The organism is Streptomyces sp. NPDC003247 (genome assembly GCF_042888135.1).
Classification (GTDB): Bacteria; Actinomycetota; Actinomycetes; order Streptomycetales; family Streptomycetaceae; genus Streptomyces.
In genome coordinates this window covers 1-24401 of sequence record NZ_JBIAPF010000020.1, presented here as the reverse complement: position 1 = coordinate 24401, position 24401 = coordinate 1, and the positions used below count along the sequence as shown (strand labels likewise).

The following is a 24401-nucleotide window of genomic DNA, read 5'->3' as shown; positions in this document are numbered from 1 at the left end:
TGTCGGCCGTACGTCTGTCGGCTGTGTCGTTCACTGGTTCATCGGACCGGGCGGCCCGAACGGTTCACGCGACGGGAGATTTTCTCCCGGACCCTCCGCGGCCCCGGCTCCCGGACTCTCCGCGGCCCCGGCTCCCGGACCCTCCGCGGCCCCGGCTCCCGGACCCCCCGCGGCCCCGGCTCCCGGTCCCAGCTCCTGGCTCCCGGTCCCAGCTCCCGGGAGGGCTCAGCCCGCGCCGGCCGGGGCTCATCCCCCCTCGGACTCCGTCGAGCCGTCCCCGCCGACGACGCTGCTGTAGTCGTTGTGCCAGCTGTACTCCTCGACGAAGCGGTCCGAGGCCCAGCGGTACGTGGTCACGTTCTCGCCGGACGGACTGGAGACCGGGTCGCCCTTCTCGTACACCTGCTTGGTGACCACCAGGGCGCCGCGGTCCAGCTCCGCGTACACCGGGGACTCCTCGGCCTTGAACACGTTCTCGTAGCGGCCGTCGCGCTTCCGGTACACGTAGGAGCCGACGCCGATGGCATCGCCGCAGGTCAGTACGTTCACGACGATGTCGTTGCCGGAGCCGCCGGTGAGAGCGCCGTAGGACACGTCGACCGGGTACTCGTCGCCGGCGCACGGCTTCAGCTCGCGCTTGACCTCCGCCGAGACCGCGGGGTCCTCCTTGACGAGCCGTACCGCGTCCACCCGGTCGGAGGCTTCGGTGGGAGCGGCCGACGGGGAGGCCGTGGCCGCGCCGACGGCCGCGTCGCCGCGGGCCGGCCCCTCGTCGCGGGCGCCGGTGCCGCCGGCGGCGCACGCGGAGACGACCAAGGCGAGGGCGGCGAGGACGGCCGCCGCCGTGGTCGCCGCCTGGACGGTGCCCCGGACCGGTGTGGTGGGCCGGGCCTCGGTCAGGCCGCCGCGCAACGCTCCCGCTCCTCACGCTCCAGCGCGCGTGCGTCGAGATCGCGGGCTTCCAGCTCCTCGCGGAGCCGGGCGAGTGCCCGGTGCAGCGTGCTCTTGACCGTTCCCGCCGACATGCCGAGGGCGGCCGCCGTCTCCTCCGTGGACATCTGCTCCCAGTGCCGCAGGACGACGACGCTGCGCTGCTTGGGAGCGAGCACCTTCAGCACGTCCATCAGAAGGGCGCGGTCCGCGTGCTGCTCGGTGGAGTCGTTCACGGAGGCGTCCGGCAGCTGCTCGGTGGGCACTTCCTCCAGCCTCCGGGCCCGCCACCACTCCGTCCGCGTGTTGATCATGACTCGGCGCAGATAGGCGTCGGCGAGCCGCTTGTCCGCGATGCCCTCCCAACGGCCGTACGTCCGGGCCAGCGCGGTCTGGAGCAGGTCCTGCGCCTCGACCGGGTCCGGCACCAGCCGACGGGCGCTGCGCAGCAGCGCGTCCTGCCGGGTGCGGACGTACTCCTCGAACTCGAGCACCTCGCCCTGCGCCATGATCAACCGCCTCCGTGTCCCCGTGCCGGTCGGCCGGAGCCGCCGGTTTCCCCGCTTCTGGTCTGTGCCCGCGTGTCGCTGCCGGGTACGCGAACGACGCTACGGAGGTGTTGTCACGGCACTGTCCGAGGCAGCCCGCGGTCACCCCTCGGCTGTCCGTCGGTTGTGTAACGGAAGTAGGGCGCAGATAAAGAAGCGAACCGTATCGTGCGGTTATGGGGTGATTCGTCGGGTGAGTGGGTGGGGTGAGGCGTGACGAACGGCCGGGTGCGGGCCGGGGGAGAGGGCCGCCGTCTGTGACGTGACCCTGTGTCAGGTCGAACGCGACCCTGTGCCAGGTCAGGCGCGACGCCGTGTCAGGTCAGGGGGAGGCGGTACAGGCCGCCGGGCAGCGGCTCCACCAGACCGTCCGCGACGAGCCCGTCCAGGGCACGCGCGCGTTGCACCGGTTCGTGCCAGACCCGGTCGAGGGCCGCCTGCGGCACGGGCGCGTGCGCGTCGCGCAGCACGGCGAGCAGCTTGCCCCGCACCTGCCGGTCCGTCCCGGCGTACGTCTGCCCCCGGCGGGGCGGACCGTCGTGCTCCGGCTTGCCCGCGAGCCGCCAGGCGCACTGCGCGGTGATCGGGCAGCGGTGGCAGGTCTCGTTCTTGGCCGTGCACACCAGCGCCCCGAGTTCCATGGACGCGGCGGCCCAGCGGGCGGCGGTCCGCTCGTCCTCGGGGAGCAGGGCGCGCGCCAGCCTGCGCTCGGCGGCCGTGGTGGCGTTCGGCGGGTACTGCACGCCAGTCACCGCGCGGGCGAAGACCCGGCGCACGTTGGTGTCCAGAACGGCGTGCCGCTGGCCGTACGCGAAGGAGGCGACGGCGGCGGCCGTGTACTCGCCGATGCCGGGCAGGGCCAGCAGTTGCGCGTGGTCCGACGGTACGTCGCCGCCGTGCCGTTCCGTTATGGCCGACGCGGCGCCGTGCAGGCGCAGGGCGCGGCGCGGGTAGCCGAGCCGGCCCCACGCGCGGACGGCCTCGCCGGGCGCCTCCGCCGCCAGGTCGGCGGGGCGCGGCCAGCGCGCGAGCCACTGCTCGTAGACCGGCAGGACACGGTTGACCGGCGTCTGCTGGAGCATGAACTCGCTGACCATCACACCCCAGGCGCCGGCCTCCGGGCGCCGCCAGGGCAGGTCGCGGGCGTTGTCGTCGAACCAGTCGATCACCGGGGAGTGCAGGTGCGCGCCGGAGACCTCCCCGGCGGCGGTTCCGGTGAACGTCCCGGTGAGTGTGCCGGTGGTCGGTGCGGTGGTCGTTCCGGTGGTGGGGGCGGTGCTCGTCCCGGCGGTGGGGGCGGAGGGCGACTGCTCTCCGAAGGGGGGTCCGGGGACGGCGTCGGCGTCGGTGGGGCTGCTGTGCGGGGGCTTCGTGGGCGCAGTCATGGCCTTTCGATCCTGCCATGCGCACCGGGGCACGCGCGCGTACCGCCACCCGGCGGCGTGGGCGCGGAGCGGCGCGCCCCCGCCGGCTGCGGGGACGGCCCGCCGGTAGCTATGGCCAAAGCTGCAAGGCGTGCGAATGCGAAATTTCGGCGACGTCACCGAGCGTGGGCGTTCTGTTGTGGGTCGTCACGCGGGGTGACCGGCCATGTGGGCGAGAGGCGTAAGTAAGGTGCGGGGCCGCCGTGTCCGGGATGATGATCCGGAAAAGTTGTAGTCCTGGCGGCGGGTGGGGCCAGGGAACGCGATGATCTCTCGTACAGTTTGCGCCGTGGGATCTCTGCGCAATCCGGTCGGGCCGCTTCCCTCCTCCATCTACTGGCGACGGAGGGTTGTACTGCTGTCCGTGGCAGCCCTGTTGGCGTTGGTGATCGCGTTGATCGTCACCTCGGGCGGGGGCGGCGGTGACAACGGCGCAGACGGGGGCAACGGCAAGAATCCGGCGCCCTCCATCACGCCGGGGCCGTCGGGGTCGGGGCCGGCGATCAGTCAGAACCCGGGCGGGCGCGACGAGTCGGGCGATGAGAGTTCCGCCGGGTCCGGTGACACCGGTGGGTCCGGCGGCTCCGGTGACACCGGTGGGTCCGGTTCCTCCGATGGGTCCGGTGCGGACGCGGGTTCGGGTGGCGGCTCCGGGTCGGGAGGTTCCGGCACGAGCGGCGGGGGCTCGGCGGGCTCCGGCAGCGGCTCCGCCGGAACGGGTTCGTCCGCGGCGCTGCCGGCGGGGACCACTCTGCCCAACTGCACCGCGAGCGTGGTCACGTTGAGCCTGCGCAGCGTCCGCAACACGTACTCGCCCGACCAGACGCCCACGTTCCAACTGACGGCGAAGAACTCCTCGGGCAGCGACTGCAAGGTCGATCTCGGGCCGGAGAACGCGGTGTTGACGATCACTCAGGCGACCGCCGAGGACGCCTACTGGTCGTCCGCCGACTGCCCCGCGGTGTCCGGAAGCGTGCTGTACCGCGTGCCGGCGGGCGGCACCTTCACCTACACCCTGAAGTGGGACCGCAAGCCCAGTGCCGCGGAGTGCGCGACGCCTCCCGCGGGGGTGGCGGGAGCCGGGACGTATCTGGTGGAGGCGAAGGCTCCGGGCTTTGCGAAGGCGCAGACGTCGTTCGTGCTGGAGGCCGACTGAGGCAGGGGCAGTGCGTCGGGGCCGTACCCGGAGCCCTGGAGGCGCCGCCGGCTCACCCGCCGGTCGGGCGTGGCGCTCCGCCGCTCGGACGTACTGCTCCACCGATCGGACGCACTGATCGCGTCGGTCGGGCGTACTGCGCCGCCGGTCGTACGTACCGCTCCACCGATCGGGCGTACCGCCTCGGCCGTCGGAGGTGGTGCTTCGGCCGTCGGACGTACCGCCGTGACGGTCGGGTGCACCGTTCTGGTCGTCAGGTGTGCCGCTCCGGTCGTCGTACGTACCGCTCCGACCGTCGGCCGTACCGCACCGACTGTCGTACGTACCGCACCGACTGTCGTACGTACCGCTCCGGTCGTCAGACGTACCGTTCCAGGATCGAGGACTCCGCCAGTCGGGAAAGTCCCTCGCGGACGCTGCGGGCCCGCGCCTCGCCCACGCCGTCGACCGTCTGGAGGTCGTCGACGCTGGCGGCGAGGAGTTTCTGGAGTCCGCCGAAGTGCTCCACCAGGCGGTCGATGATCGCTCCGGGCAGCCGCGGGACCTTGGCCAAGAGGCGGAAGCCGCGCGGCGAGACGGCCGAGTCGAGGGCCTCGGGGGAACCGGTGTAACCCAACGCGCGTGCCACCGTGGAGAGTTCCAGGAGCTCGGCGTGGGACAGGGCGTCCAGTTCGTGCAGTGCCTCGTCGACCGTGCGGGAGCGCTTGGCGGTGGGCTCGGGGACGTAGTCCCGGACCACCAGTGACCGCTCCGGCTCCACGCCCGCGATCAACTCGTCGAGCTGGAGGGCGAGGAGACGGCCGTCCGTGCCCAGTTCGACCACGTATTCGGCGATTTCGGTGGCGATGCGGCGCACCATCTCCAGTCGCTGGGCCACCGCGGAGACGTCCCGGACCGTCACCAGGTCCTCGATCTCCAGTGCCGACAGCGTCCCCGCGACCTCGTCGAGGCGGAGTTTGTACCGCTCCAGGGTGGCGAGGGCCTGGTTGGCGCGGGACAGGATCGCCGCCGAGTCCTCCAGGACGCGGCGCTGGCCGTCGACGTACAGCGCGATCAGCCGCATGGACTGGGAGACCGAGACGACCGGGAAGCCGACCTGTTTGCTGACGCGGTCCGCGGTGCGGTGGCGGGTGCCCGTCTCCTCCGTCGGGATCGTGGGGTCCGGCACGAGCTGGACGCCGGCCCGGAGGATCTTCGACAGGTCGGAGGAGAGCACGATGCCGCCGTCGAGCTTGCACAGCTCGCGCAGGCGGGTGGCGGTGAACTCGACGTCCAGGACGAAGCCGCCCGTACACATCGGCTCGACCGTCTTGTCGGAGCCCAGCACGATGAGCCCTCCGGTGTTGCCGCGGAGCACCCGCTCGAGGCCGTCACGCAGCGCCGTGCCGGGGGCCACCGCGCTCAGCGCGGCGCGCATCAGGCCGTCGGCACCGGAGCTCCCACCGGACTTTCCGGGAGCTGCCGCCCGGTCGTTGGCTGCCACTGCACTCCTCCGGTCGCGGGGTCTGGGGCGCTCCCGTTTCGCGCACTCGGTTCGTACGGACGGGCGAGACCAGGGCAAAGTCTACCGGCGGTCCTCCTCGTCCCGTGGGGCGTCTCGGCGACGGGAGCGCGGCAGGACCCGCAGGGCGTCCCCCATGTCCGCGACTTCCAGCACCTTCATCCCGGAGGGGATCTTGCCGGGATCGCCCGGTACGAGGGCGTGCGTGAAGCCCAGACGGTGGGCTTCCGTAAGCCGGCGCTGGACGCCCGTGACCCGTCTGACCTCGCCCGCGAGGCCCACTTCGCCGATCGCGACGAGGTTCTTGGGCAGCGGGGTGTCACTTGCCGCGGAGGCCAGCGCGAGGGCGATCGCCAGGTCCGCCGCCGGCTCCGAGAGCTTCACTCCGCCGACCGTCGCGGAGTAGATGTCCCGCTTGCCGAGCGCGCTGATCCTGCCGCGCTGCTCCAGGACCGCGAGCATCATCGAGACCCGGGACGTCTCCAGGCCGGACGTCGTCCGGCGCGGGGAGGGGATCTGCGAGTCGACGGTGAGCGCCTGCACCTCGGCGACCAGGGGGCGGCGGCCCTCCAGGGTGACCGTCAGGCAGGTGCCGGGGACCGGTTCGTCACGACGGGTCAGGAACAGCCCGCTGGGGTCCGCGAGGCCGGTGATGCCCTCGTCGTGCAGTTCGAAGCAGCCGACCTCGTCGGTGGCGCCGTAGCGGTTCTTGACACCCCGCACGAGGCGCAGGCGTGCGTGCCGGTCGCCCTCGAAGTGCAGGACGACGTCCACCAGGTGTTCCAGGAGGCGTGGGCCGGCGATCGCGCCGTCCTTGGTGACGTGGCCCACGAGGAGCGTGGACATGCCGCGTTCCTTGGAGGCGCGGATCAGGGCGCCCGCCACCTCGCGGACCTGGGCCATGCCCCCGGGCGCTCCGTCGATCTCGGGGGAGGCCACCGTCTGCACCGAGTCGAGGATCAGCAGCGACGGCTTCACGGCGTCCAAATGACCCAGGACAGCGGCCAGATCCGTCTCGGCGGCCAGGTACAGGTGGTCGTCGATGGCGCCGATGCGGTCGGCGCGCAGGCGGACCTGGCTCGCGGACTCCTCGCCCGTCACATAGAGCGTGCGGTGCTCGTCGCTCGCCGACTTGGCGGCCACGTCGAGCAGGAGTGTGGACTTGCCGACGCCCGGCTCGCCGGCGAGGAGGACGACCGCGCCGGGGACCAGCCCCCCGCCGAGGACGCGGTCCAGCTCGGGCACGCCGGTGGGGCGCGCGGTGGCCTGACGGCCGTCGACCTGGCCGATGGGCAGGGCGGACGTGGTGACGCGCCCCGGCGTCGTCGTACGGACGGCGGGCGTGCCGTACTCCTCGACCGTGCCCCAGGCCTGGCATTCGGGGCAGCGGCCGAGCCACTTGGCCGTCTGCCAGCCGCATTCGGTGCAGCGGTAGGACGGGCGGTCCTTGGTGGTCTTCGTACGGGCAGCCATGGAGGAAACCGTAACCGCCGGGACTGACAACCGGCCGGGAGCATGGAGGAGCGGTACCGGATCGAGGCGCCCCTCCGGCCCCTCTCGCCCCTCCGGCCCCGATCGCCCCTCTCGCCCAGATCGCCCCTCCGGCCCCGATCGCTCCTCCCGCCCCTGTCGTCTCTCCACCGGCCCGGCCCGGCGAGCCTGCCCGCCTTACCCGTATGAGGGATCGTTTCACCCATACGGATTAAAAGGACGCCAGGGGGCAGAAGAGGCCGTTCCGTGCCGCCTACGGTCGCACGGATGATGAGCAGCAGTCCGGAGATTCCGACCCGCACGATCGGCGCACACCGGGCGAACAGGGAGGCGCGCGACCGCGCCGCGGCGCGCACGGTGGCGCAGCGGCCGGCCGCGCGCCACGAGCCGTACTTGGACGGCCTGTTCACCTACTGCCTGTCCGTCCTGTGCGACCACGACACGGCCACCGCGGCCCTCGCGGACGCCCTCACGCTCGCCGAGCGGCGCGGGCAGCGCGTCCCGGAGGCCACCGGGGACCGCAGGGCGTGGCTGTACGCGCTGGCCCGCTGGGCGTGTCTGCGCAAGCTGGCCGAGGCCAAGCAGAAACGTCAGGGCACGCACGCGGCGGGACGCCCCGGCGCCTCCCGGGGCACCGCCGCCGGTCCCGCCGGCGAGCCGGTCCCCGACGAGGTGCAGGAGCGGCGGCGGCGCGAACTCACCCAGCTGGCCTGGCCGGAGGCGGCCGGCACCACCCCCGAGCAGCGTGAGGCCCTCGAACTCGCCGTCCGCCACCAGCTAGGCGCCCACGAGGTCGCCGCCGTACTCGGCATGGACGTAGCCGGGGCCCGTGAACTGCTCGCCTCCGCCGCCTGCGAGGTCGAACGCACCCGCGCGGCCCTGGCCGTCGTCGAGACCGGCGGCTGCCCCGGCGTGGCCCGTCTCACCGGCGACCACCAGCTCGTGCTCAGCGCCGCCCTGCGCCGCGAACTCGTCCGGCACGTCGACGACTGCCCGCACTGCCGCCGGGGTGTCGGGCGCGCGGATTCCGGCCGGTGGCCCGGCGCCGGCGTCACCCCCGCCGAGCTGCCCGTCCTGGAAGCACCCCGCGCGGAGCTGCGCCTCGCCCTGGCGCACCGCCCGCGCGCGCGGGGCACCGCGGCACCCCGCTTCGACCGGCGGGGTTTCCCGATGGACCCCAAGGACCACGCCGCCCGCCGTGACCGCCTCCGCGCGCGTGCGGTCACGACGACCGTCGTCGCCACCGTCGTCGCCGCGCCCGTGCTCGCCCTGTGGGCGGCCTACCGGTCCACCCCGACCAGCGAGGGCACCGCCGGCCACGCCGCCACGGCCGGCGAGGCGCACGGCACCGACGGTCTCGACGGCGGGACGGCGGGCGGCTACCAGAACGCCGGCAACGCCAGCACCCGGCCCGGCTCCGGCTTCGCCAAGGGCGACGAGCCGGACGTGTCGGTGGAGGTCATCAGCGTCACCGGGGCCGACGCGAAGGGCGCGAGCAGCCTCGCGGTGGCCGCGAGCAACAGCGGCGACACCACGCTGATCACCCTCACCGCCTCCGCCGAGGCGGGCGGGCCCGTCCGCTGGTCGGCGACCACCGGAGCGCCCTGGCTCTACCTGAGCCGCTCCTCCGGCACGCTGGAGCCCGGCGGGACGGTGACGGTCAAGGTGCACGTCGACCATCTGCGCGAGCCGTCCGGCCCCTGGGACGCGCGCGTGGCGATCGCCCCGGCGGGAGCCGTCGTCTCCATCGAGGGCAACGGCATCGCACCCGTCCCCGCCGACCCGGGACCCGGTCCCGCCCCCGGCACCCCCGGTGACCCGCCCGCCTCGCCCGACCCGGGCCTGGACCCCGACCCGGAGCCGACCCCCACGGACCCTGCCTCCCCCGACCCGGGCCCCGGACCGAGCGAGCCGCCGTCCTCGCCCGGTCCGGAGCCCACGCCCGGCGAACCGTCGCCGTCCGGCCCGGGGAGCCCGGCGCCGCCGGCGGGCGACGGCGGTGATCCCGGCCCCACCGCGCTGTGACGTCCGGCTTGGCCTGGCTCGGTCCGCTGCGCTGTGACGTCCGGCTTGGCCTGGCTCGGTCCGCTGCGCCGTGACGTCCGGCCCGGCTCGGTCCGCCGCGCGCTGTGACGTCCAGCCCGGCCCGGCTCGGCCCGGACGCAGCGCGCCGCGCCGTGTACGGCGGCGGCCCGGCGCCTCAGCCCGCCCGGTCCGCGGCCTTCAGCGGGTCAGGGGGTTCGCAGGGGGTACGGCCTCCACTGGGCCACGGGGGTTCGCAGGGGGTACGACATCCACTGGGCCACGAGGGCTCGCAAGGGCGTACGGCCTCCACCGGGCCACGGGGGCGGCTCGCAAGGGCGTACGACATCCACCGGGCCGGGGAGGCCGCGGCGCTCACGGCCTCCGCCGGATCACGGGAGCTCGCGGGGACTCACGGGATCCGCCGGATGCGGGGCCAGCAGCGGGAGCTGGGCGGCGAGCCGTTCCTCGCACAGCTCGACCAGCCGGTCGTACCCGGCCTTGCCCATCAGCTCGGTCAGTTCCGCCCGGTAGGAGACGTACACCGGCTCGCCCGCACCGTGCGCCGACGTCGCCGACGTGCACCACCAGTGCAGGTCGTGGCCGCCCGGGCCCCAGCCGCGGCGGTCGTACTCGCCGATCGACACCTGGAGCACGCGTGTGTCGTCGGGCCGGTCGATCCAGTCGTACGTACGCCGGATCGGAAGCTGCCAGCAGACGTCCGGCTTGGTCTCCAGCGGCTCGCGGCCCTCCCTGAGCGCCAGGATGTGCAGCGAGCAGCCGGCGCCGCCCGGGAAGCCGGGGCGGTTCTGGAAGATGCACGAACCGTTGAACGGGCGGGTCTGGCGGGAGCCCTCCTCGTCCTCGGCGACCCAGCCGTCCCGGGTGCCCTCGTCGTAGTGCTGCCAGATGTCGGGAGTGAGCCGCGCCACGTGCTCGGCGACCCGCCTCTCGTCGTCCTCGTCGGAGAAGTGGGCGCCCAGCGTGCAACAGCCGTCGTCCGCGCGGCCCGCCTGGATGCCCTGGCAGCCGCTGCCGAAGATGCAGTTCCAGCGAGAGGTCAGCCAGGTCAGATCGCAGCGGAAGATCTGCTCGGCGTCCGCCGGATCAGGAAACTCCACCCACGCGCGCGCGAAGTCGAGGCCCTTCTCGTCCGCGACCGGAGCCGTCCCCGACGGGTTCGATGACTTCGGCCGCGAAGAACCCTTGGTGGATTTGACCGTCTTGGCAGTCTTGTCGGCCTTTTCGTCCTTCGCCTTTTTCGTCTTTGGCACGCGTCCAGGGTAAGTCGCCCCCGCCCGCTCACGGCACCGTCTCAGGATGCGCACCGGGCACGGAGGGAGCGATCTCGGGCAGTAGCGTTCCCTCCATGAGACTCGGTGTCCTCGACGTGGGATCGAACACGGTGCATCTGCTGGTGGTGGACGCGCACCCCGGCGCGTGTCCGCTGCCCGCCCACTCGCACAAGGCGGAGTTGCGTCTCGCCCAACTCCTCGACGAGAGCGGGGCGATCGGCCCCGAGGGCGTCGACAGACTGATCAGCGTCATCCGGGAGGCCCTCCAGGCCGCCGAGGACAAGGGTGCCGAGGACGTGCTGCCGTTCGCGACCTCCGCGGTGCGGGAGGCCACCAACGCCGACGAGGTCCTCGCGCGCGTGCAGGCCGAGACCGGCGTCGAGCTGCGGGTCCTCGCCGGTGAGGAGGAGGCCCGGCTCACCTTCCTCGCCGCCCGCCGCTGGTTCGGGTGGTCGGCCGGCAAGCTGCTGGTCCTCGACATCGGCGGCGGCTCGCTGGAGATCGCCTACGGCATCGACGAGGAGCCCGACGCGGCCGTCTCCCTCCCGCTCGGCGCGGGCCGGCTCACGGCCGGCTGGCTGCCCGGGGACCCGCCCGACCCCGAGAACATACGGGCGCTGCGCCGGCACGCGCGCGCGGAGATAGCCCGCACCGTGGGGGAGTTCAGCCGCTTCGGCGCCCCCGACCACGTCGTCGCCACCTCGAAGACCTTCAAGCAGCTCGCCCGCCTCGCCGGCGCCGCCCGCACCGCCGAGGGCGTGTACGTCCAGCGCGAGCTCAAGAGGGAGTCCCTGGAGGCCTGGGTGCCGCGCCTGGCCGGTATGACCGCCGCCCAGCGCGCGGAACTCCCCGGCGTCTCCGAGGGCCGCGCCAACCAGCTCCTCGCCGGCGCCCTGGTCGCCGAGGGCGCGATGGACCTGTTCGGCGTGGAGACGCTGGAGATCTGCCCCTGGGCGCTGCGGGAGGGAGTGATCCTCCGGCGGCTCGACCACATGCCCACGGACTGAGCAGAAGCGGCGGCCCCGACGGAGCGGAGCCGACGGAGCGGAAGCAACGGGCGGCCCGCGGAAGCAACGGGCGAACCGGAAGCGGAACACGAAACGGAAGCCTCAGGCAGACCGGCAGGAACAATCGCACCGGCAGGAACAGCCGGACCGACGGGAACAAGCGGACCGGCAAGAACAACCGCACCGACACGAACAACCGCACCGCCAGACGTGAAGTGCGCCACGCCCGGCCCGCGCGCCGCCCCCGCGGACGGCCCCCGCTCACACCGCTCCGTCGCAGGTTGTGCGCGTGGCCGGTTCCGCCGCCCCCGCCCGGCCGGCACCGCGGCTCGCTCCCCGGCGTGAAGCGGGGGACCGTACGCTGTCCCTCGTGGCAGAACCAGTGGTGCGCATCCCGGATGCGAAGGTCGCGCTGTCGACGGCCTCGGTCTATCCGGAGTCGACGGCGACGGCCTTCGAGATCGCCGCGCGCCTCGGGTACGACGGGGTCGAGGTCATGGTGTGGAACGACCCGGTCAGCCAGGACATCGACGCGCTGCGCCGGCTCAGCGACTACCACCGGGTCCCGATCCTGGCCGTTCACGCCCCCTGTCTGCTCATCACGCAGCGGGTGTGGTCGACCGACCCGTGGGTGAAGTTGCAGCGGGCGCGCGCGGCGGCCGAGAAGCTGGGGGCGACCACCGTCGTCGTCCACCCGCCGTTCCGCTGGCAGCGGCAGTACGCGCGCGACTTCGTCCAGGGCATCTGGCGGATGGTGGACGAGACGGACGTACGGTTCGCCGTCGAGAACATGTACCCCTGGCGCTACCGCGACCGCGAGATGCTCGCGTACGCGCCGGACTGGGACGTGACGAAGGACGACTACCGCCACTTCACGATCGATCTCAGCCACGCCTCGACGGCCCGCACGGACGCGATGCACATGCTCGACCGCATGGGCGACCGCCTCGGGCACGTCCACCTCGCCGACGGCAACGGCTCCGCCAAGGACGAGCACCTCGTCCCCGGGCGCGGCTCGCAGCCCTGTGCCGAACTGCTGCGGCGCCTCGGGGCGAGCGGCTTCGACGGGCACGTCGTCATCGAGGTCAACACCCGGCGCGCGATGTCCGGCGCCGAACGGGAGGCCGACCTGGCCGAGGCCCTCGCCTTCACCCGCCTGCACCTGGCCTCGGCCGCGAACGTCCCGCGCCGGTAACGGGGTACCCCACCGGTAACCGTGACGGCACCCCCACCCGCCGGAACGAGACACGCATCCCGCATTTCGGACGGCGTGTCCCGCACCGTGGATGACGGGCGTACGCTCGATAGCAGCCATATCTGTCTGAAGGAGCGAGCGACGATGCCCGAGCTGAGGTCCCGCACAGTCACCCACGGCCGCAACATGGCGGGCGCCCGCGCCCTTATGCGCGCCTCCGGTGTACCCGGTGCGGACATCGGCCGAAAGCCGATCATCGCGGTCGCCAACAGCTTCACCGAGTTCGTGCCGGGCCACACGCACCTCCAGCCGGTCGGCCGGATCGTCAGCGAGGCGATCCGCGAGGCCGGCGGCATCCCGCGCGAGTTCAACACGATCGCCGTCGACGACGGCATCGCGATGGGCCACGGCGGCATGCTCTACAGCCTGCCCTCCCGCGACCTGATCGCGGACAGCGTGGAGTACATGGTCGAGGCCCACTGCGCCGACGCCCTGGTCTGCATCTCCAACTGCGACAAGATCACCCCGGGCATGCTGAACGCCGCCCTGCGGCTCAACATCCCCACGGTCTTCGTCTCCGGCGGCCCGATGGAGTCCGGCCGCGCCACCCTCGTCGACGGCACGGTCCGCACGCTCGACCTGGTCGACGCGATCTCCGACGCCGTGAACGACAAGATCTCGGACGAGGACATCCTCCGTATCGAGGAGAACGCCTGCCCGACCTGCGGCAGCTGTTCCGGCATGTTCACCGCCAACTCGATGAACTGCCTGACCGAGGCCATCGGCCTCTCCCTCCCCGGCAACGGCTCGGTCCTCGCCACCCACACCGCGCGTAAACAGCTGTACGTCGCCGCCGCGCGCACGGTCATGGACATCACGCGCCGCTACTACGAGCAGGACGACGACACGGTCCTGCCGCGCAGCATCGCCACCTTCGCCGCCTTCGAGAACGCGATGGCCCTGGACATCGCCATGGGCGGTTCGACCAACACGATCCTGCACCTGCTGGCGGCGGCGCAGGAGGCCGAGGTGCCCTTCGGCCTGAACGAGATCGACGCGGTCTCGCGCCGGGTCCCCTGCCTGGCCAAGGTCGCCCCGAACGTCGCCAAGGACCGTACGTACTACATGGAGGACGTGCACCGCGCCGGCGGCATCCCCGCCCTGCTCGGCGAGCTGCACCGCGCGGGCCTGCTCAACGAGGACGTGCACTCCGTGCACAGCCCGTCCCTGGCGGACTGGCTCAAGACCTGGGACGTCCGCGGCGGCTCCCCGTCCGCCGAGGCGGTCGAGCTGTGGCACGCGGCCCCCGGCTGCGTCCGCTCCGCCGAGGCCTTCTCCCAGTCCGAGCGCTGGGCGGCCCTCGACACGGACGCCGAGGGCGGCTGCATCCGCTCCGCCGAGCACGCGTACTCCAAGGACGGCGGTCTGGCCGTCCTCAAGGGCAACCTCGCCGTCGACGGCTGCGTGGTGAAGACGGCCGGCGTCGACGAGTCGATCTGGACCTTCGAGGGCCCGGCCGTCGTCTGCGACTCGCAGGAGGACGCCGTCCAGAAGATCCTCACCCAGCAGGTCAAGGAGGGCGACGTCGTCGTCATCCGCTACGAGGGCCCCAAGGGTGGTCCCGGCATGCAGGAGATGCTCTACCCGACCTCGTACCTGAAGGGCCGCGGTCTGGGCAAGGCCTGCGCGCTGGTCACCGACGGCCGCTTCTCCGGCGGCACCTCGGGCCTGTCCATCGGCCACGCCTCGCCCGAGGCGGCCGGCGGCGGCACGATCGCCCTCGTCGAGGACGGCGACCGCATCCGCATCGACATCCCGAACCGCACGATCGAGCTGCTCGTCGACGACGCGGAACTCGCGCGTCGCGACCAGGCGTTGAACGGCGTGTACGCCCCGAAGAACCGCGAGCGGAAGGTCTCCGCCGCCCTGCGCGCCTACGCGGCGATGGCCACGAGCGCCGACAAGGGCGCGGTCCGGGACGTGTCGAAGCTGGGCTGACGAGGACTGGCGGGCCTGACGGTCCCGCCAGGCCCGCGACTACCGGTGGGGCCGTTCCTCGGGAGCGGCCCCACCGTCGTACGTGCTCGTGCTCGTGCTCGTGCTTGCGCTCATGCCCGCGTCGGGGGACGTGCCCGGGGACGTGTGTGGGGACGTGCCCGGGACGTGTGTGGGACATCCCCGGACCGCCGGGATTCACCAGGCCGCCGGGTCCGTCCCGTCCATGGCGAAGACGGTGCCGTCGGGCGCGGTGGCGTAGACACGGCCGTCGGCCGGCTCCGGCGCGGGCAGGGTGGTCACCACGTCACCCGAGTTCTCCCCGAGCCGCAGCGGTGTCTGCCCGAGGAGCCTGCCCGCGTCGGCGTCCACGGCCAGGAGACGGCCGTCGGGCGCGCTGAAGTACACGTGCTCGTCGTCGGCCGCCGGCACAGACCCCCGGCTCACCGCCGTCTGGAGCGACCACAGCCGCTCCCCCTTCGCCGTGTCGACGGCCACCAGCGCACCGTCGAACGTCAGCAGGTAGACGCGGTCGCCGCGCACGGCCGCGCTCGCCTGCTGGAGCTCGACGCTCAGCGCAACCCGCCGGGACCGGCCGGTCCCGGGGGAGTAGCGGACCACGGCGTCGACCCGGCCGTACTCCCCGCCGCCGGACAGCAGGACGAGGCTGTCCCCGTCGCTGCCCGCCAGGGTCAGCGTGCCGTCGAACCGCTCCTCCCAGCGCACGTCCCCGGTGGCCGGGTCCACCGCCGTGACGAGGGTGCGCCCGTCGTCGGACGTGCTCGTCACGTACGCCAGCGGGTCACCCGTGAACGACGCGAAGTAGGCCTCGCCGGCCCCGGGGACGCGCCGCTGCCACCCGGTCCGCCCCGACGCGGCGTCCACGCCGGTCACCGTGCCGTCGGCCGAGGTCAGCAGCAGGGTCCCGCCCGCGTACCGGACGCCCGAGTACGCCGACACGTCCCGCTCCCAGCGCGTCTCGCCCGACGACGGGTCGAGGGCCTCCACACGCTTGCCCGAGTCGGTGAGCACCTGCGCCAGCCCGCCCGCGAGCACCGGCGCCTCGCCGCGCCCGTCCCCGTCGGAGAGGGGGTGCCGCCACAGCACCCGCCCGTGCGCCGTGTCGAGCGCGGACACCTGCCCCGGCTGGACGCAGATCAGCCGATCCGCGTCGTACACGCACCGGGGCATGCCGCCCGTACCGTCGGCGACCGGCTGCGTCGCCCACGGAGTGAACGTTTCCGTGCCCGAGGAAGCCCGCGCCCCGCCCGCGCCACCGCCGCCGTCCGTGGCGTCGCCGAGCAGCAGTACGGAGCCGAGGCCGACACCCGCGACGAGCACCAGCGCGCCGAGGACGAGCCCGACCCGTCCCCGCAGTCGCCCCCGCGCCCCCGCCGACGACGACGCCCTCGCGTCCCCGGCACCTACCGAGTCTCCCGGGCCCGCCGTGCCCTCCGCGTCCCCTGGGACCCCTGGGACCCCCGGGACCGCCGCCCCGCTCCCGCCCTCCGGGCCCCCCAGGCCCGCCGCACCGCTGCCCCCGCCCTCCGGGCGCGCGGGCCCCGCAGCGTCCGAGTCCGCCAGGCCCGAGTCTGCCAGGCCCGAGTCCGCCAGGCCCGAGTCCGCCAGGCCCGGGGCTACCGCGTCTGGCCCCGCCGCCTCCCCGGCCCACGCGCCCGGCCTCGCCCCCGCCGCCTCCGAGGCCCGTTGCGCCGGTATGAACGCCTGCGTGTCGTACGAGGCCGCCACCGCACGCAGCTCCCGCATCAGCTCGTCCGGCGTCGGCCGTTCCTCGGGCTCCTTGGCGAGACAGCCCCGCACCAGCGGCGCGAGGCTCTCCGGTACGCCCGTGAGATCCGGCTCGTCGTGCACGACCTGGTAGGCGACGACGTACGGGCTGTCGGAGTCGAACGGCCCCCGCCCCGTCGCCGCGTGCACCAGCACCGACCCGAGCGCGAAGATGTCGGCGGCCGGCCCGACCTCCCGCGGCCGCCGGAACTGCTCCGGCGCCATGAACGGCGGTGTACCGATCAACTTGCCGGTCTCGGTGCGCAGTTCACTGTCCTTGGGACGCGAGATGCCGAAGTCGATCACCTTCGGCCCGTCCTCCGCGAGCAGCACGTTGCTGGGCTTGAGATCCCGGTGCACGACCCCGACCCGATGGATGTCGCGCAGCGCCTCCGCGAGCCCGGCCGTCAGCCGCCGCAACTCGCCCGCCCCCATCGGCCCGTTCCGCTTCACATGGTCCGACAGCGTCGACCCCGGGATGAACAGCGTGGCCATCCACGGCCGTTCGGCCTCCGGGTCGGCGTCGACGACGGGGGCGGTGAAGGCGCCGCTGACCCGTCGCGCGGCCGCCACCTCCTGCCGGAAACGCCCCCTGAACTCGGGATCCCTGGCGAACTCGGCGTGCACGACCTTCACGGCGAGCTTCATGCCCGAGGTACTGCGGGCCAGGTGGACCACGCCCATGCCGCCGGAGCCCAGACGGGACTCGAGACGGTAGTGGCCGGCGTACTCCGGAAGTTCCGCTTCCGCGCCCGCCCCGGTGTTGCGCTGTGGCGTCATGGACCACCCCCGTGCTGCTTCGGCCGCGCGCGCGACGCACGGAGCCTAGTCGATGACTCGTACGGGACCGAGGCGACTTGCTAGCCTCCCGATGTGAGTTGCGTACATGTGTTTCATGGCGTGATTCGGGGGAATCAACGGGTCCCCATGGCAGTCATGGGGTTCAACGGGGGAGGTCTTGCATGTCTGTCGAGCACGTGGAAGGGGTCGAGAGCGGTGACGAGGCGGAAGCCGTCGTCGCGGCGGCCCTGACGTACTACCCGATCGCGCCCGGCGTCCGCCTGAACGTCCGCAGCGGACCCGGCACCAGCTACCCCGTCGTGAAGGTCCTGGCCGAGGGCACGAAGGTGCCGATCTTCTGCCAGACCCCGGGCACCACCGTGAGCGGCCCGTACGGCACCACCAACATCTGGGACAACATCGCCGACAGCCAGTTCGTCTCGGACGCGTACGTGCGGACCGGCAGCGACGGCTACATCGCGGCGCGCTGCGCCTGACCCACCCCCCGGGGAGCCCGCCCCCGTCCGGCGCCATAATCGTCCCGTGAGCGACGAAAACGGCACCTCGGACACTCCGGCGGGTTCCTCGGGCCCGGGCACGCCCGGCGGCCCGCGCCCCGAGCCGCTGCGCTTCTTCGAAACCACCTGGGTCGAGCACGACGACGGCTACCGCACCCGCCGGGTCGCCGCGGCCGCCGGCTCCCTCCTCGCCGCCGCCGTCTCCTGCCTCGTCCTCCGCTTCGCCTACGAGGGCCTCGCCCTCGCCGCCGTCGGCGGCTTTGTGACCGTGCTCGTCGTCGCCATGTTCGCGATCTGCACCGCCCTGGCCTTCCGCCACACCTGGAGCGGCTTCACCGAGCGCCCCGACCCGGACCGCCAGGCCTCCCTGCGCGGCCTCCTGGCCATCGGCTTCGTCGGCTCCCTCCTCGCCTACTTCCTCCGCTCCCTCACCGAGGCCCCGGGCGAGGAACTCCACCGCCGGGAGTACGAGGAGGCCCGCGCCCGGCACGACCGCCGCAGCACCCGCCGCACCGGCGACCCGTCGAAGAAACGCCGCCGCTCCTGATGCGCGCGCCCCCGGTCACCCCGCGCGGTTCCCCTCCCCTCTCACCGCACGCGGTTCCCCTCCCCACCCGCCCCGCGCCACCATGACCCCATGACGGCTCACTCCCACACCATCCGAGCCCATTCCTTCAACTCCGCCGCCGCCCAGTACGCCGCGAATCGCCCCTCCTACCCGCCCGCCCTGCTCGACGCGATCGAGGAGACGGCGGGCCGCCCCCTCACCGGCGCCCGGGTCGCGGACGTCGGCGCCGGCACGGGCATCGCGACCGCCCTCCTGCACGCCCGCGGCGCCACCGTCCTCGCTGTCGAACCCGGTGCCGGCATGGCGGCCCAGTTCCGCCGCGCGCTGCCCGGCGTGCCGATCGTCCGCGGCGACGGGAACCACCTCCCCCTGGCCGGCGCCTCCCTCGACTTCCTCACCTACGCCCAGTCGTGGCACTGGACCGACCCGGCCCGTTCGGTGCCGGAGGCCCTGCGCGTGCTGCGTCCGGGCGGCGCCCTGGCGCTGTGGTGGAACGCCGCCGCCCTCGACGTACCGTGGATCGACGCCCAGACGGACCGCGTCCACCGCCACTTCGGCACCGAGCCCCTCGGCAGGAACGGCGACGGCACCCACGCCGCGCTCGCCACCGCCGGGGACCGTTTCGACTTCGTCCGCCGCCGCATCCGCTGGAGCCGCCGCGTCCCCCTCGACACGCACCTGGCCAACATCGGCAGCCACTCCGTCTTCCTGGTCCACGACGAGCGGAGCACCGCCGCCTTCCTCACCGAGGAGCGCCGCCACCTCCTGGCCGTCTTCCCCGACGGCGAGGTCGAGGAGACCTACGACGTGGCACTGCTGCTCGCCACCCGCCCCTGAACCGAACCCTGCCCCTCGCCCGCGAACCCCGCCCCTCGGCCCGAGGGGCCGGCCCATTGCCCCTCGGGCCGGCCCCTCGCCCACCGGGCCCGCCCTTCACCCCCCGGGCCGCCCTTCACCCCCCGGCCTGCCCTTCACCCCCCGGACCTGCCCATCACCCACACCCGGTCCCGGCACCCCACCGCCCACCACCGACGCCTTGACGGCACCCCACCCCGGAGAGACGGTTCACGAGTGATGGACAACCCCGCTCCGGACCCACCCCCGGGCACGCCCGACCCCACCCCCACCACCTTCACCACCCCCACCACCCCCACCACCACTGCCCCCACCGCCCCCACCCCAGCCGTCCACGCCTCCGCCCTGACCGTCGTCCGAGGCCCCCGCACGGTCCTCCGCTCCCTCGACTTCACCGTCCCCCGCGGCCAGGTCACCGGGCTCCTCGGCCCCTCCGGGTGCGGCAAGTCGACCCTGATGCGTGCGATCGTCGGCACCCAGGCCAAGGTCACCGGCACCCTCGACGTCCTCGGCCACCCCGCGGGCCACCCCACCCTGCGCACCCGCATCGGCTACGTCACGCAGGCGCCCTCCGTCTACGACGACCTGACGGTCCGCCAGAACCTCGACTACTTCGCCGCGATCCTCGACCCGGGCCGCGCGGCCGCCGCCCGCCGCCACGACGACGTCACCCGGGCCCTCACCGACGTCGACCTGACCAGCCACGCCGACGCCCTGGCCGGCACCCTCTCCGGCGGCCAGCGCAACCGCGTCTCCCTCGCCGTGGCCCTGCTGGGCACCCCCGAACTCCTCGTCCTCGACGAACCGACCGTCGGTCTGGACCCGGTCCTCCGCCGCGACCTGTGGACCCTCTTCCACGACCTCGCGGCCACCCGGGGAGCCACCCTCCTCGTCTCCTCCCACGTCATGGACGAGGCCGAGCGCTGCCACCGCCTGCTGCTGATGCGCGAGGGCGAGATCCTCGCCGACGACACCCCCGACGCCCTGCGCACCCGCACCGGCTCCGACACCGTCGAGGCGGCTTTCCTCCAGCTGGTCGACGAGGCCGCCGAGGCCGCCCGGGCGAAGGAGCAGACCCCATGACCCCGCCCGCGAACCCCGCCCCCGCCCCGGCCCCGGCCCCGCGCACACCACCCACGCCCACCCCCACCCCGCGCACGACCCCCGCGCCCACCACCCCCCTCGACCTCTCCCGCACCACCGCCACCGCGTCCCGGGTCCTGCGCCAGCTCCGCCACGACCCGCGCACGATCGCGCTGATGATCCTCGTCCCGTGCGTGATGCTGTTCCTGCTGCGCTACGTCTTCGACGGCAGCCCCCGCACCTTCGACAGCATCGGCGCCTCCCTCCTCGGGATCTTCCCGCTGATCACGATGTTCCTGGTCACGTCCATCGCCACCCTCCGCGAACGCACCTCGGGCACCCTCGAACGCCTCTTCGCCCTCCCCCTCGGCAAGGCCGACCTGATCGCCGGCTACGCCCTCGCCTTCGGCGCCCTCGCGATCGTCCAGTCCGCCCTGGCCACAGGCCTCGCCGTCTGGGCGCTCGACCTGGACGTGACGGGCAGCCCCTGGCTCCTCCTCCTGGTGGCGCTCCTCGACGCGCTCCTGGGCACCGCCCTCGGCCTCTTCGTCTCGGCCTTCGCCGCCTCCGAGTTCCAGGCGGTCCAGTTCATGCCGGCGGTGATCTTCCCCCAGCTCCTCCTCTGCGGCCTGTTCACCCCGCGCGACGCCATGCACCCCGCCCTGGAGGCCGTCTCCGACGTCCTCCCCATGTCCTACGCCGTCGACGGCATGAACGAGGTCCTCCGGCACGCGGAGATGACGACCGCCTTCGTCCGCGACGTGCTGATCGTGGCGGGCTGCGCCCTGCTGGTCCTGGTCCTGGGCGCGGCCACCCTGCGACGCCGTACCGCCTGACGCCGGTTCCCTGCCCGCCCCGCGCGCGCAGGCGACGTGGGCAGCACGGGTGCACCCGCACCGCCCGAGCGGTCGGCCCCCCACGGCCCACGTCCGCCCACCGGACACGCCCGCCACCCGCCCGCCTCCCGGTGCGAGGATGACTGCGGACGACGCACACTCCCGAAGGACCCCCGCCATGACCCAGAAAGTCGCAGTCCTCGGCACCGGCAAGATCGGCGAAGCCCTGCTCAGCGGAATGCTGCGGGGCGGCTGGCCGCCCGCCGACCTCCTCGTCACCGCCCGCCGGCCCGAGCGCGCCGAGGAACTCCGCACCCGCTACGGCGTCACCCCCGTCACCAACGCCGAAGCCGCCAAGACCGCGGACACCCTCATCCTCACGGTCAAGCCGCAGGACATGGGCACCCTCCTCGACGAACTCGCCCCCCACGTCCCCGCCGACCGCCTGGTCATCAGCGGAGCCGCCGGCATCACCACCTCCTTCATCGAGGAGCGCCTGACCCCCGGCGTGCCCGTCGTCCGCGTCATGACGAACACCCCGGCCCTCGTCGACGAGGCCATGTCCGTCATCTCCCCCGGCAGCCACGCCAGCGAGGCGGACCTCGCGCACACCGAGGAGATCTTCGGCTCGGTGGGCAAGACCCTCCGCGTCCCCGAGTCCCAGCAGGACGCCTGCACCGCCCTCTCCGGCTCCGGCCCGGCGTACTTCTTCTACCTGGTCGAAGCCATGACGGACGCCGGCATCCTGCTCGGCCTGCCCCGCGACAAGGCCCACGACCTGATCGTCCAGTCCGCGATCGGCGCCGCCACGATGCTCCGCGACAGCGGGGAGCACCCCGTCAAGCTCCGCGAGAACGTCACCTCGCCGGCCGGCACCACCATCAACGCCATCCGCGAACTCGAGAACCACGGCGTACGGGCCGCCCTCATCGCGGCCCTCGAGGCCGCCCGCGACCGCAGCCGCGAGCTGGCCTCCGGCACCAAGGACTGACCCGGCCGGGGGCGGTCACCGCGCGGCCCCGACCACCTCCGCCGTGGTCACCACCCGCGCGAACCCGCCCCCGTGCAGCGACACCGCCGACGCCCGCGCCGCCTCCTCCGCCGAGAGCCGCCACCCGAACGGCCCCGCCAGGTCGAAGGTGTACGTGGCGTCGTACGCGACCACGACGTCGTACCCCGCGTTCCCGCCCATCCGCGCGGTCGTCTCCACGCACATGTTGGTCTGGATCCCGGCCACCACGACCTGCGAGATCCCCTCGGCCCTCAGCCAGGCGTCCAGGTCCGGCGTCCCGTAGAAGGCCGAGTTCACCGTCTTGGTGACCAACAGCTCCGGCCCGGCCCCCTTCCCCCTCCGCTCCTCCACGTACTCCTTGAGGCCGTTCCCCTCGTGCCCGGCCCGCAGCGGCGACTCCGGCCTGGACGAGTCGTGCCGTACGAAGACGACCGGCCGCCCCGACGCCTGCCACACGTCGATGAGCGAAGCGATGTTGTCGTCGGCCCCCGGGTTGTTCCGGGGCCCCAGAAGCCGGTCTCATCGACCACCCCACCCCGTCCACGGACCGCGACGCCGACACCCTCGCCGCCGTCCGCGAACACGCCCTGCGCCACCTGGACGAACCGCTCACCGTCGCCGCCCTGGCGGCCCACGCCGGTATGTCCCCGCGGAGCTTCGCCCGCCACTTCACCGCCGAGACCGGTACCACCCCGCTCCGCTGGCTCCTCGACCAGCGCCTCGCCGCGGCCCAGAGGCTGCTGGAACGCACCGACCTGCCCATGCCCGAGGTCGCTCGCCGCGCCGGCTTCGGCAGCGAGGTCACGATGCGCCAGCACTTCGCATCGCGCCTCGCCACCAGCCCCCGCGCCTACCGCACGGCGTTCAGCACCGGGTCCGCCACCGGCGGCAGCAGCCCGATGGCGCGGTAGGCGGCATCCACCACGGGCCGGGCCATCGCCCGGGCCTTCCGCGCACCCTCGCCCAGCACCCCCTCCACGTACGCCGGGTCGGCGCACAGCTCCTTGTGCCGGGCATGGAGCGGCCGGAGCGCCTCCACCACGGCCTCGGCCGTGTCCTTCTTCAGGGCCCCGTACGACTCGTACGCACCGCCCAGGGCCTCCGGGTCCCCACCCGTGCAGGCCGCGAGGATCTCCAGCAGGTTCGCGACCCCGGGACGTCCCTTCCGGTCGTACACGACGTCCCGCCCGCTGTCGGTCACGGCCCGCGCGATCTTCCTGCGCACGACGTCCGGCTCGTCCAGCAGGTAGACGATGCCCGGCCCGGAGTCGTCGCTCTTCCCCATCTTCGACGTCGGTTCCTGGAGGTTCATCACCCGCGCGGCCACCGTCGGAAGCGTCGCCCTGGGCACCACGAACGTTTGCCCGTACCGCTGGTTGAACCGCAGCGCCAGATCCCGCGCCAGCTCCACGTGCTGCGCCTGGTCGTCACCCACGGGCACCTCGTCCGTCCCGTACGCCAGGATGTCCGCGGCCATCAGCACCGGATAGGTCAGCAGCGACAACCGCACGCTCCCGCCCCGCGTGCGCTCCCGCGCGGCCTTCTCCTTGTACTGGATCATCCGCCGCATCTCACCGTCGGTGGCCACGCACTCCAGCAGGTACGACAGCCGTGCGTGCTCGTCCACGTGACTCTGCACGAACAGCGTGCACAGCTCCGGGTCCAGTCCGGCCGCCAGCAGCAGCGTGGCCGTCTGCCGACTGAGCCGACGCACCCGCGCCGGATCGTGCTCGACGGTCAGCGCGTGCAGGTCGACGACGCAGAACAAGGCGTCTGCCCGGTGCTGGTCGACCGAGGCCCACTGCCGCATGGCCCCGAGGTAGTTCCCCAGCGTCAGATGCCCGGTCGGCTTGACCCCGCTGAAGACCCGCTTCATCTCTCCACCTCCTGGTCGGGCCCGCCGCCCCCGGCCGGCCGCCCCTCAGGAGGGAGAAACAGAAACGGCCGCCGAGGCGGCGGCCGTTGAGTGCATACGTGAGGACGGCCGCCGTCAGGCGGCCCACCACTGTCGGGTGCACGTACGCGTAGTCATGGCCTCAGCGTACGCCTCAGGGGTGCTCCTGGGACATGAGTTGACACGCTGCTGACGGATGCGTAATGTTCTCCGAGTTGTCCGACGTGAGCGCCGACTCCGGTCGGTCCCCGGACAGCCATTCCGCAAGTAGCAACCACCTCTCGGCGAACAGTCGATTCGACTGTTGTCGTGTTGTCGGCGTGCGTATTCGTGGAATGAGGAATCCGCGTTCGAAAGGGCGCAGGCCCCGATTGGCTTCGGGCGCCGGGAATCCGCTAAAGTCTCACTCGTCGGAACGGCCCAACGGCCGGGAAGACAACCCCCCTCTGACGGGGAATCAGACGCCGAAAGGATCTGATAGAGTCGGAACCGCCGGAAAGGAA

20 protein-coding genes and 1 pseudogene are annotated in these 24401 nt (G+C 73.2%); 12 read left to right on the top strand and 9 right to left on the bottom strand.

Annotated elements, in window-relative coordinates:
- Nucleotides 1-246 precede the first annotated feature (246 nt).
- The 3 genes from ACFYWQ_RS40475 to ACFYWQ_RS40465 form a co-directional block, all read right to left on the bottom strand.
- Nucleotides 247-912 (bottom strand): hypothetical protein, encoded by a 666-nt coding sequence (locus tag ACFYWQ_RS40475; RefSeq protein WP_389524856.1) that lies wholly within the window; start codon nucleotides 910-912, stop codon nucleotides 247-249.
- Nucleotides 897-1439 carry a SigE family RNA polymerase sigma factor gene (locus tag ACFYWQ_RS40470; RefSeq protein WP_389524854.1) on the bottom strand — a complete coding sequence of 181 codons (543 nt, stop codon included), beginning with the start codon at nucleotides 1437-1439 and terminating at the stop codon, nucleotides 897-899. The genes ACFYWQ_RS40475 and ACFYWQ_RS40470 overlap by 16 nt, the downstream gene beginning before the upstream one ends.
- A 356-nt stretch (nucleotides 1440-1795) precedes the next feature.
- Nucleotides 1796-2863 (bottom strand): A/G-specific adenine glycosylase, encoded by a 1068-nt coding sequence (locus ACFYWQ_RS40465; RefSeq protein ID WP_389524851.1) that lies wholly within the window; start codon nucleotides 2861-2863, stop codon nucleotides 1796-1798.
- Nucleotides 2864-3191: 328 nt separating this feature from the next.
- Between ACFYWQ_RS40465 and ACFYWQ_RS40460 the strand changes: the two genes are divergently transcribed.
- The gene (locus ACFYWQ_RS40460; protein ID WP_389524848.1) at nucleotides 3192-4058 is read left to right on the top strand and encodes a hypothetical protein; all 867 of its coding nucleotides are present in this window, start codon (nucleotides 3192-3194) and stop codon (nucleotides 4056-4058) included.
- A 358-nt stretch (nucleotides 4059-4416) separates the two neighbouring features.
- Here ACFYWQ_RS40460 and disA read toward each other — a convergent pair whose 3' ends face one another.
- Together disA and radA are read right to left on the bottom strand one after the other, a co-directional pair.
- On the bottom strand, nucleotides 4417-5541 hold the full coding sequence (disA, locus tag ACFYWQ_RS40455; protein WP_389524846.1) for a DNA integrity scanning diadenylate cyclase DisA: 1125 nt from the start codon (nucleotides 5539-5541) through the stop codon (nucleotides 4417-4419).
- An 81-nt stretch (nucleotides 5542-5622) separates the two neighbouring features.
- Entirely contained in the window at nucleotides 5623-7032 is a 1410-nt protein-coding gene (gene radA / locus ACFYWQ_RS40450; protein ID WP_389524843.1) for a DNA repair protein RadA, read from the bottom strand.
- 285 nt (nucleotides 7033-7317) lie between these two features.
- On the opposite strand from radA, the gene ACFYWQ_RS40445 reads away from it, so the two are divergent.
- Nucleotides 7318-9075: a hypothetical protein gene (locus ACFYWQ_RS40445; RefSeq protein WP_389524839.1), complete on the top strand. Its 1758-nt coding sequence runs from the start codon at nucleotides 7318-7320 to the stop codon at nucleotides 9073-9075.
- 389 nt (nucleotides 9076-9464) lie between these two features.
- On the opposite strand, the gene ACFYWQ_RS40440 is transcribed toward ACFYWQ_RS40445, so the two are convergent.
- Nucleotides 9465-10346: a hypothetical protein gene (locus tag ACFYWQ_RS40440; protein WP_389524836.1), complete on the bottom strand. Its 882-nt coding sequence runs from the start codon at nucleotides 10344-10346 to the stop codon at nucleotides 9465-9467.
- Between the two features lie 95 nt (nucleotides 10347-10441).
- Here ACFYWQ_RS40440 and ACFYWQ_RS40435 point away from each other — a divergent pair, with 95 nt between their 5' ends.
- From ACFYWQ_RS40435 to ilvD, 3 genes are all read left to right on the top strand, one after another.
- Complete coding sequence (locus ACFYWQ_RS40435) at nucleotides 10442-11374, top strand: Ppx/GppA family phosphatase (protein WP_389524833.1); 933 nt, start codon at nucleotides 10442-10444, stop codon at nucleotides 11372-11374.
- Between the two features lie 370 nt (nucleotides 11375-11744).
- Entirely contained in the window at nucleotides 11745-12569 is an 825-nt protein-coding gene (locus tag ACFYWQ_RS40430) for a sugar phosphate isomerase/epimerase family protein (protein WP_389524830.1), read from the top strand.
- 144 nt (nucleotides 12570-12713) lie between these two features.
- On the top strand, nucleotides 12714-14567 hold the full coding sequence (ilvD, locus tag ACFYWQ_RS40425; RefSeq protein ID WP_389524828.1) for a dihydroxy-acid dehydratase: 1854 nt from the start codon (nucleotides 12714-12716) through the stop codon (nucleotides 14565-14567).
- Between the two features lie 195 nt (nucleotides 14568-14762).
- On the opposite strand, the gene ACFYWQ_RS40420 is transcribed toward ilvD, so the two are convergent.
- Nucleotides 14763-17132 (bottom strand): PQQ-binding-like beta-propeller repeat protein, encoded by a 2370-nt coding sequence (locus ACFYWQ_RS40420; protein ID WP_389524825.1) that lies wholly within the window; start codon nucleotides 17130-17132, stop codon nucleotides 14763-14765.
- A 182-nt stretch (nucleotides 17133-17314) separates the two neighbouring features.
- Between ACFYWQ_RS40420 and ACFYWQ_RS40415 the strand changes: the two genes are divergently transcribed.
- The 6 genes from ACFYWQ_RS40415 (at nucleotide 17315) to proC (ending at nucleotide 21983) form a co-directional block, all read left to right on the top strand.
- Entirely contained in the window at nucleotides 17315-17629 is a 315-nt protein-coding gene (locus tag ACFYWQ_RS40415; RefSeq protein WP_389524823.1) for an SH3 domain-containing protein, read from the top strand.
- Nucleotides 17630-17675: 46 nt separating this feature from the next.
- Nucleotides 17676-18197, top strand: coding sequence for an EamA/RhaT family transporter (locus tag ACFYWQ_RS40410; RefSeq protein ID WP_389524820.1), 522 nt, complete (start codon nucleotides 17676-17678; stop codon nucleotides 18195-18197).
- A gap of 90 nt (nucleotides 18198-18287) precedes the next feature.
- Complete coding sequence (locus ACFYWQ_RS40405; protein ID WP_389524817.1) at nucleotides 18288-19055, top strand: class I SAM-dependent methyltransferase; 768 nt, start codon at nucleotides 18288-18290, stop codon at nucleotides 19053-19055.
- A gap of 237 nt (nucleotides 19056-19292) precedes the next feature.
- Nucleotides 19293-20156, top strand: a complete 864-nt coding sequence (locus ACFYWQ_RS40400; RefSeq protein WP_389524815.1) for an ABC transporter ATP-binding protein — start codon at nucleotides 19293-19295, stop codon at nucleotides 20154-20156.
- Entirely contained in the window at nucleotides 20153-20992 is an 840-nt protein-coding gene (locus ACFYWQ_RS40395; protein ID WP_389524812.1) for an ABC transporter permease, read from the top strand. The genes ACFYWQ_RS40400 and ACFYWQ_RS40395 overlap by 4 nt, the downstream gene beginning before the upstream one ends.
- Nucleotides 20993-21170: 178 nt before the next feature.
- On the top strand, nucleotides 21171-21983 hold the full coding sequence (proC, locus tag ACFYWQ_RS40390) for a pyrroline-5-carboxylate reductase (RefSeq protein WP_389524810.1): 813 nt from the start codon (nucleotides 21171-21173) through the stop codon (nucleotides 21981-21983).
- Between the two features lie 15 nt (nucleotides 21984-21998).
- Here the strand turns inward: proC and ACFYWQ_RS40385 are convergent, their stop codons facing one another.
- Nucleotides 21999-22460 carry an isochorismatase family protein gene (locus ACFYWQ_RS40385; protein ID WP_389524808.1) on the bottom strand — a complete coding sequence of 154 codons (462 nt, stop codon included), beginning with the start codon at nucleotides 22458-22460 and terminating at the stop codon, nucleotides 21999-22001.
- A gap of 53 nt (nucleotides 22461-22513) precedes the next feature.
- On the opposite strand from ACFYWQ_RS40385, the pseudogene ACFYWQ_RS40380 reads away from it, so the two are divergent.
- Nucleotides 22514-22915 (top strand): annotated as a pseudogene (locus ACFYWQ_RS40380) (helix-turn-helix domain-containing protein); the annotation flags it as partial.
- On the opposite strand, the gene trpS reads toward ACFYWQ_RS40380, so the two are convergent.
- A complete protein-coding gene (gene trpS / locus ACFYWQ_RS40375; RefSeq protein ID WP_389524805.1) occupies nucleotides 22855-23880 on the bottom strand; it encodes a tryptophan--tRNA ligase in 1026 nt (341 codons plus the stop codon). The pseudogene ACFYWQ_RS40380 and the gene trpS sit on opposite strands and share 61 nt — an antisense overlap.
- Nucleotides 23881-24401: the final 521 nt, after the last annotated feature.

What these genes read in the sequence shown, in the direction of transcription:
- ACFYWQ_RS40470 (WP_389524854.1), bottom strand. Translation starts at nt 1,439, where the DNA reads ATGGCGCAGGGCGAGGTGCTCGAGTTCGAGGAGTACGTCCGCACCCGG.
- ACFYWQ_RS40465 (WP_389524851.1), bottom strand. Translation starts at nt 2,863, where the DNA reads ATGACTGCGCCCACGAAGCCCCCGCACAGCAGCCCCACCGACGCCGAC.
- radA (WP_389524843.1), bottom strand. Translation starts at nt 7,032, where the DNA reads ATGGCTGCCCGTACGAAGACCACCAAGGACCGCCCGTCCTACCGCTGC.
- ACFYWQ_RS40445 (WP_389524839.1), top strand. Translation starts at nt 7,318, where the DNA reads ATGATGAGCAGCAGTCCGGAGATTCCGACCCGCACGATCGGCGCACAC.
- ACFYWQ_RS40435 (WP_389524833.1), top strand. Translation starts at nt 10,442, where the DNA reads ATGAGACTCGGTGTCCTCGACGTGGGATCGAACACGGTGCATCTGCTG.
- ilvD (WP_389524828.1), top strand. Translation starts at nt 12,714, where the DNA reads ATGCCCGAGCTGAGGTCCCGCACAGTCACCCACGGCCGCAACATGGCG.
- ACFYWQ_RS40420 (WP_389524825.1), bottom strand. Translation starts at nt 17,132, where the DNA reads ATGACGCCACAGCGCAACACCGGGGCGGGCGCGGAAGCGGAACTTCCG.
- ACFYWQ_RS40415 (WP_389524823.1), top strand. Translation starts at nt 17,315, where the DNA reads ATGTCTGTCGAGCACGTGGAAGGGGTCGAGAGCGGTGACGAGGCGGAA.
- ACFYWQ_RS40405 (WP_389524817.1), top strand. Translation starts at nt 18,288, where the DNA reads ATGACGGCTCACTCCCACACCATCCGAGCCCATTCCTTCAACTCCGCC.
- ACFYWQ_RS40400 (WP_389524815.1), top strand. Translation starts at nt 19,293, where the DNA reads ATGGACAACCCCGCTCCGGACCCACCCCCGGGCACGCCCGACCCCACC.
- ACFYWQ_RS40395 (WP_389524812.1), top strand. Translation starts at nt 20,153, where the DNA reads ATGACCCCGCCCGCGAACCCCGCCCCCGCCCCGGCCCCGGCCCCGCGC.
- proC (WP_389524810.1), top strand. Translation starts at nt 21,171, where the DNA reads ATGACCCAGAAAGTCGCAGTCCTCGGCACCGGCAAGATCGGCGAAGCC.
- trpS (WP_389524805.1), bottom strand. Translation starts at nt 23,880, where the DNA reads ATGAAGCGGGTCTTCAGCGGGGTCAAGCCGACCGGGCATCTGACGCTG.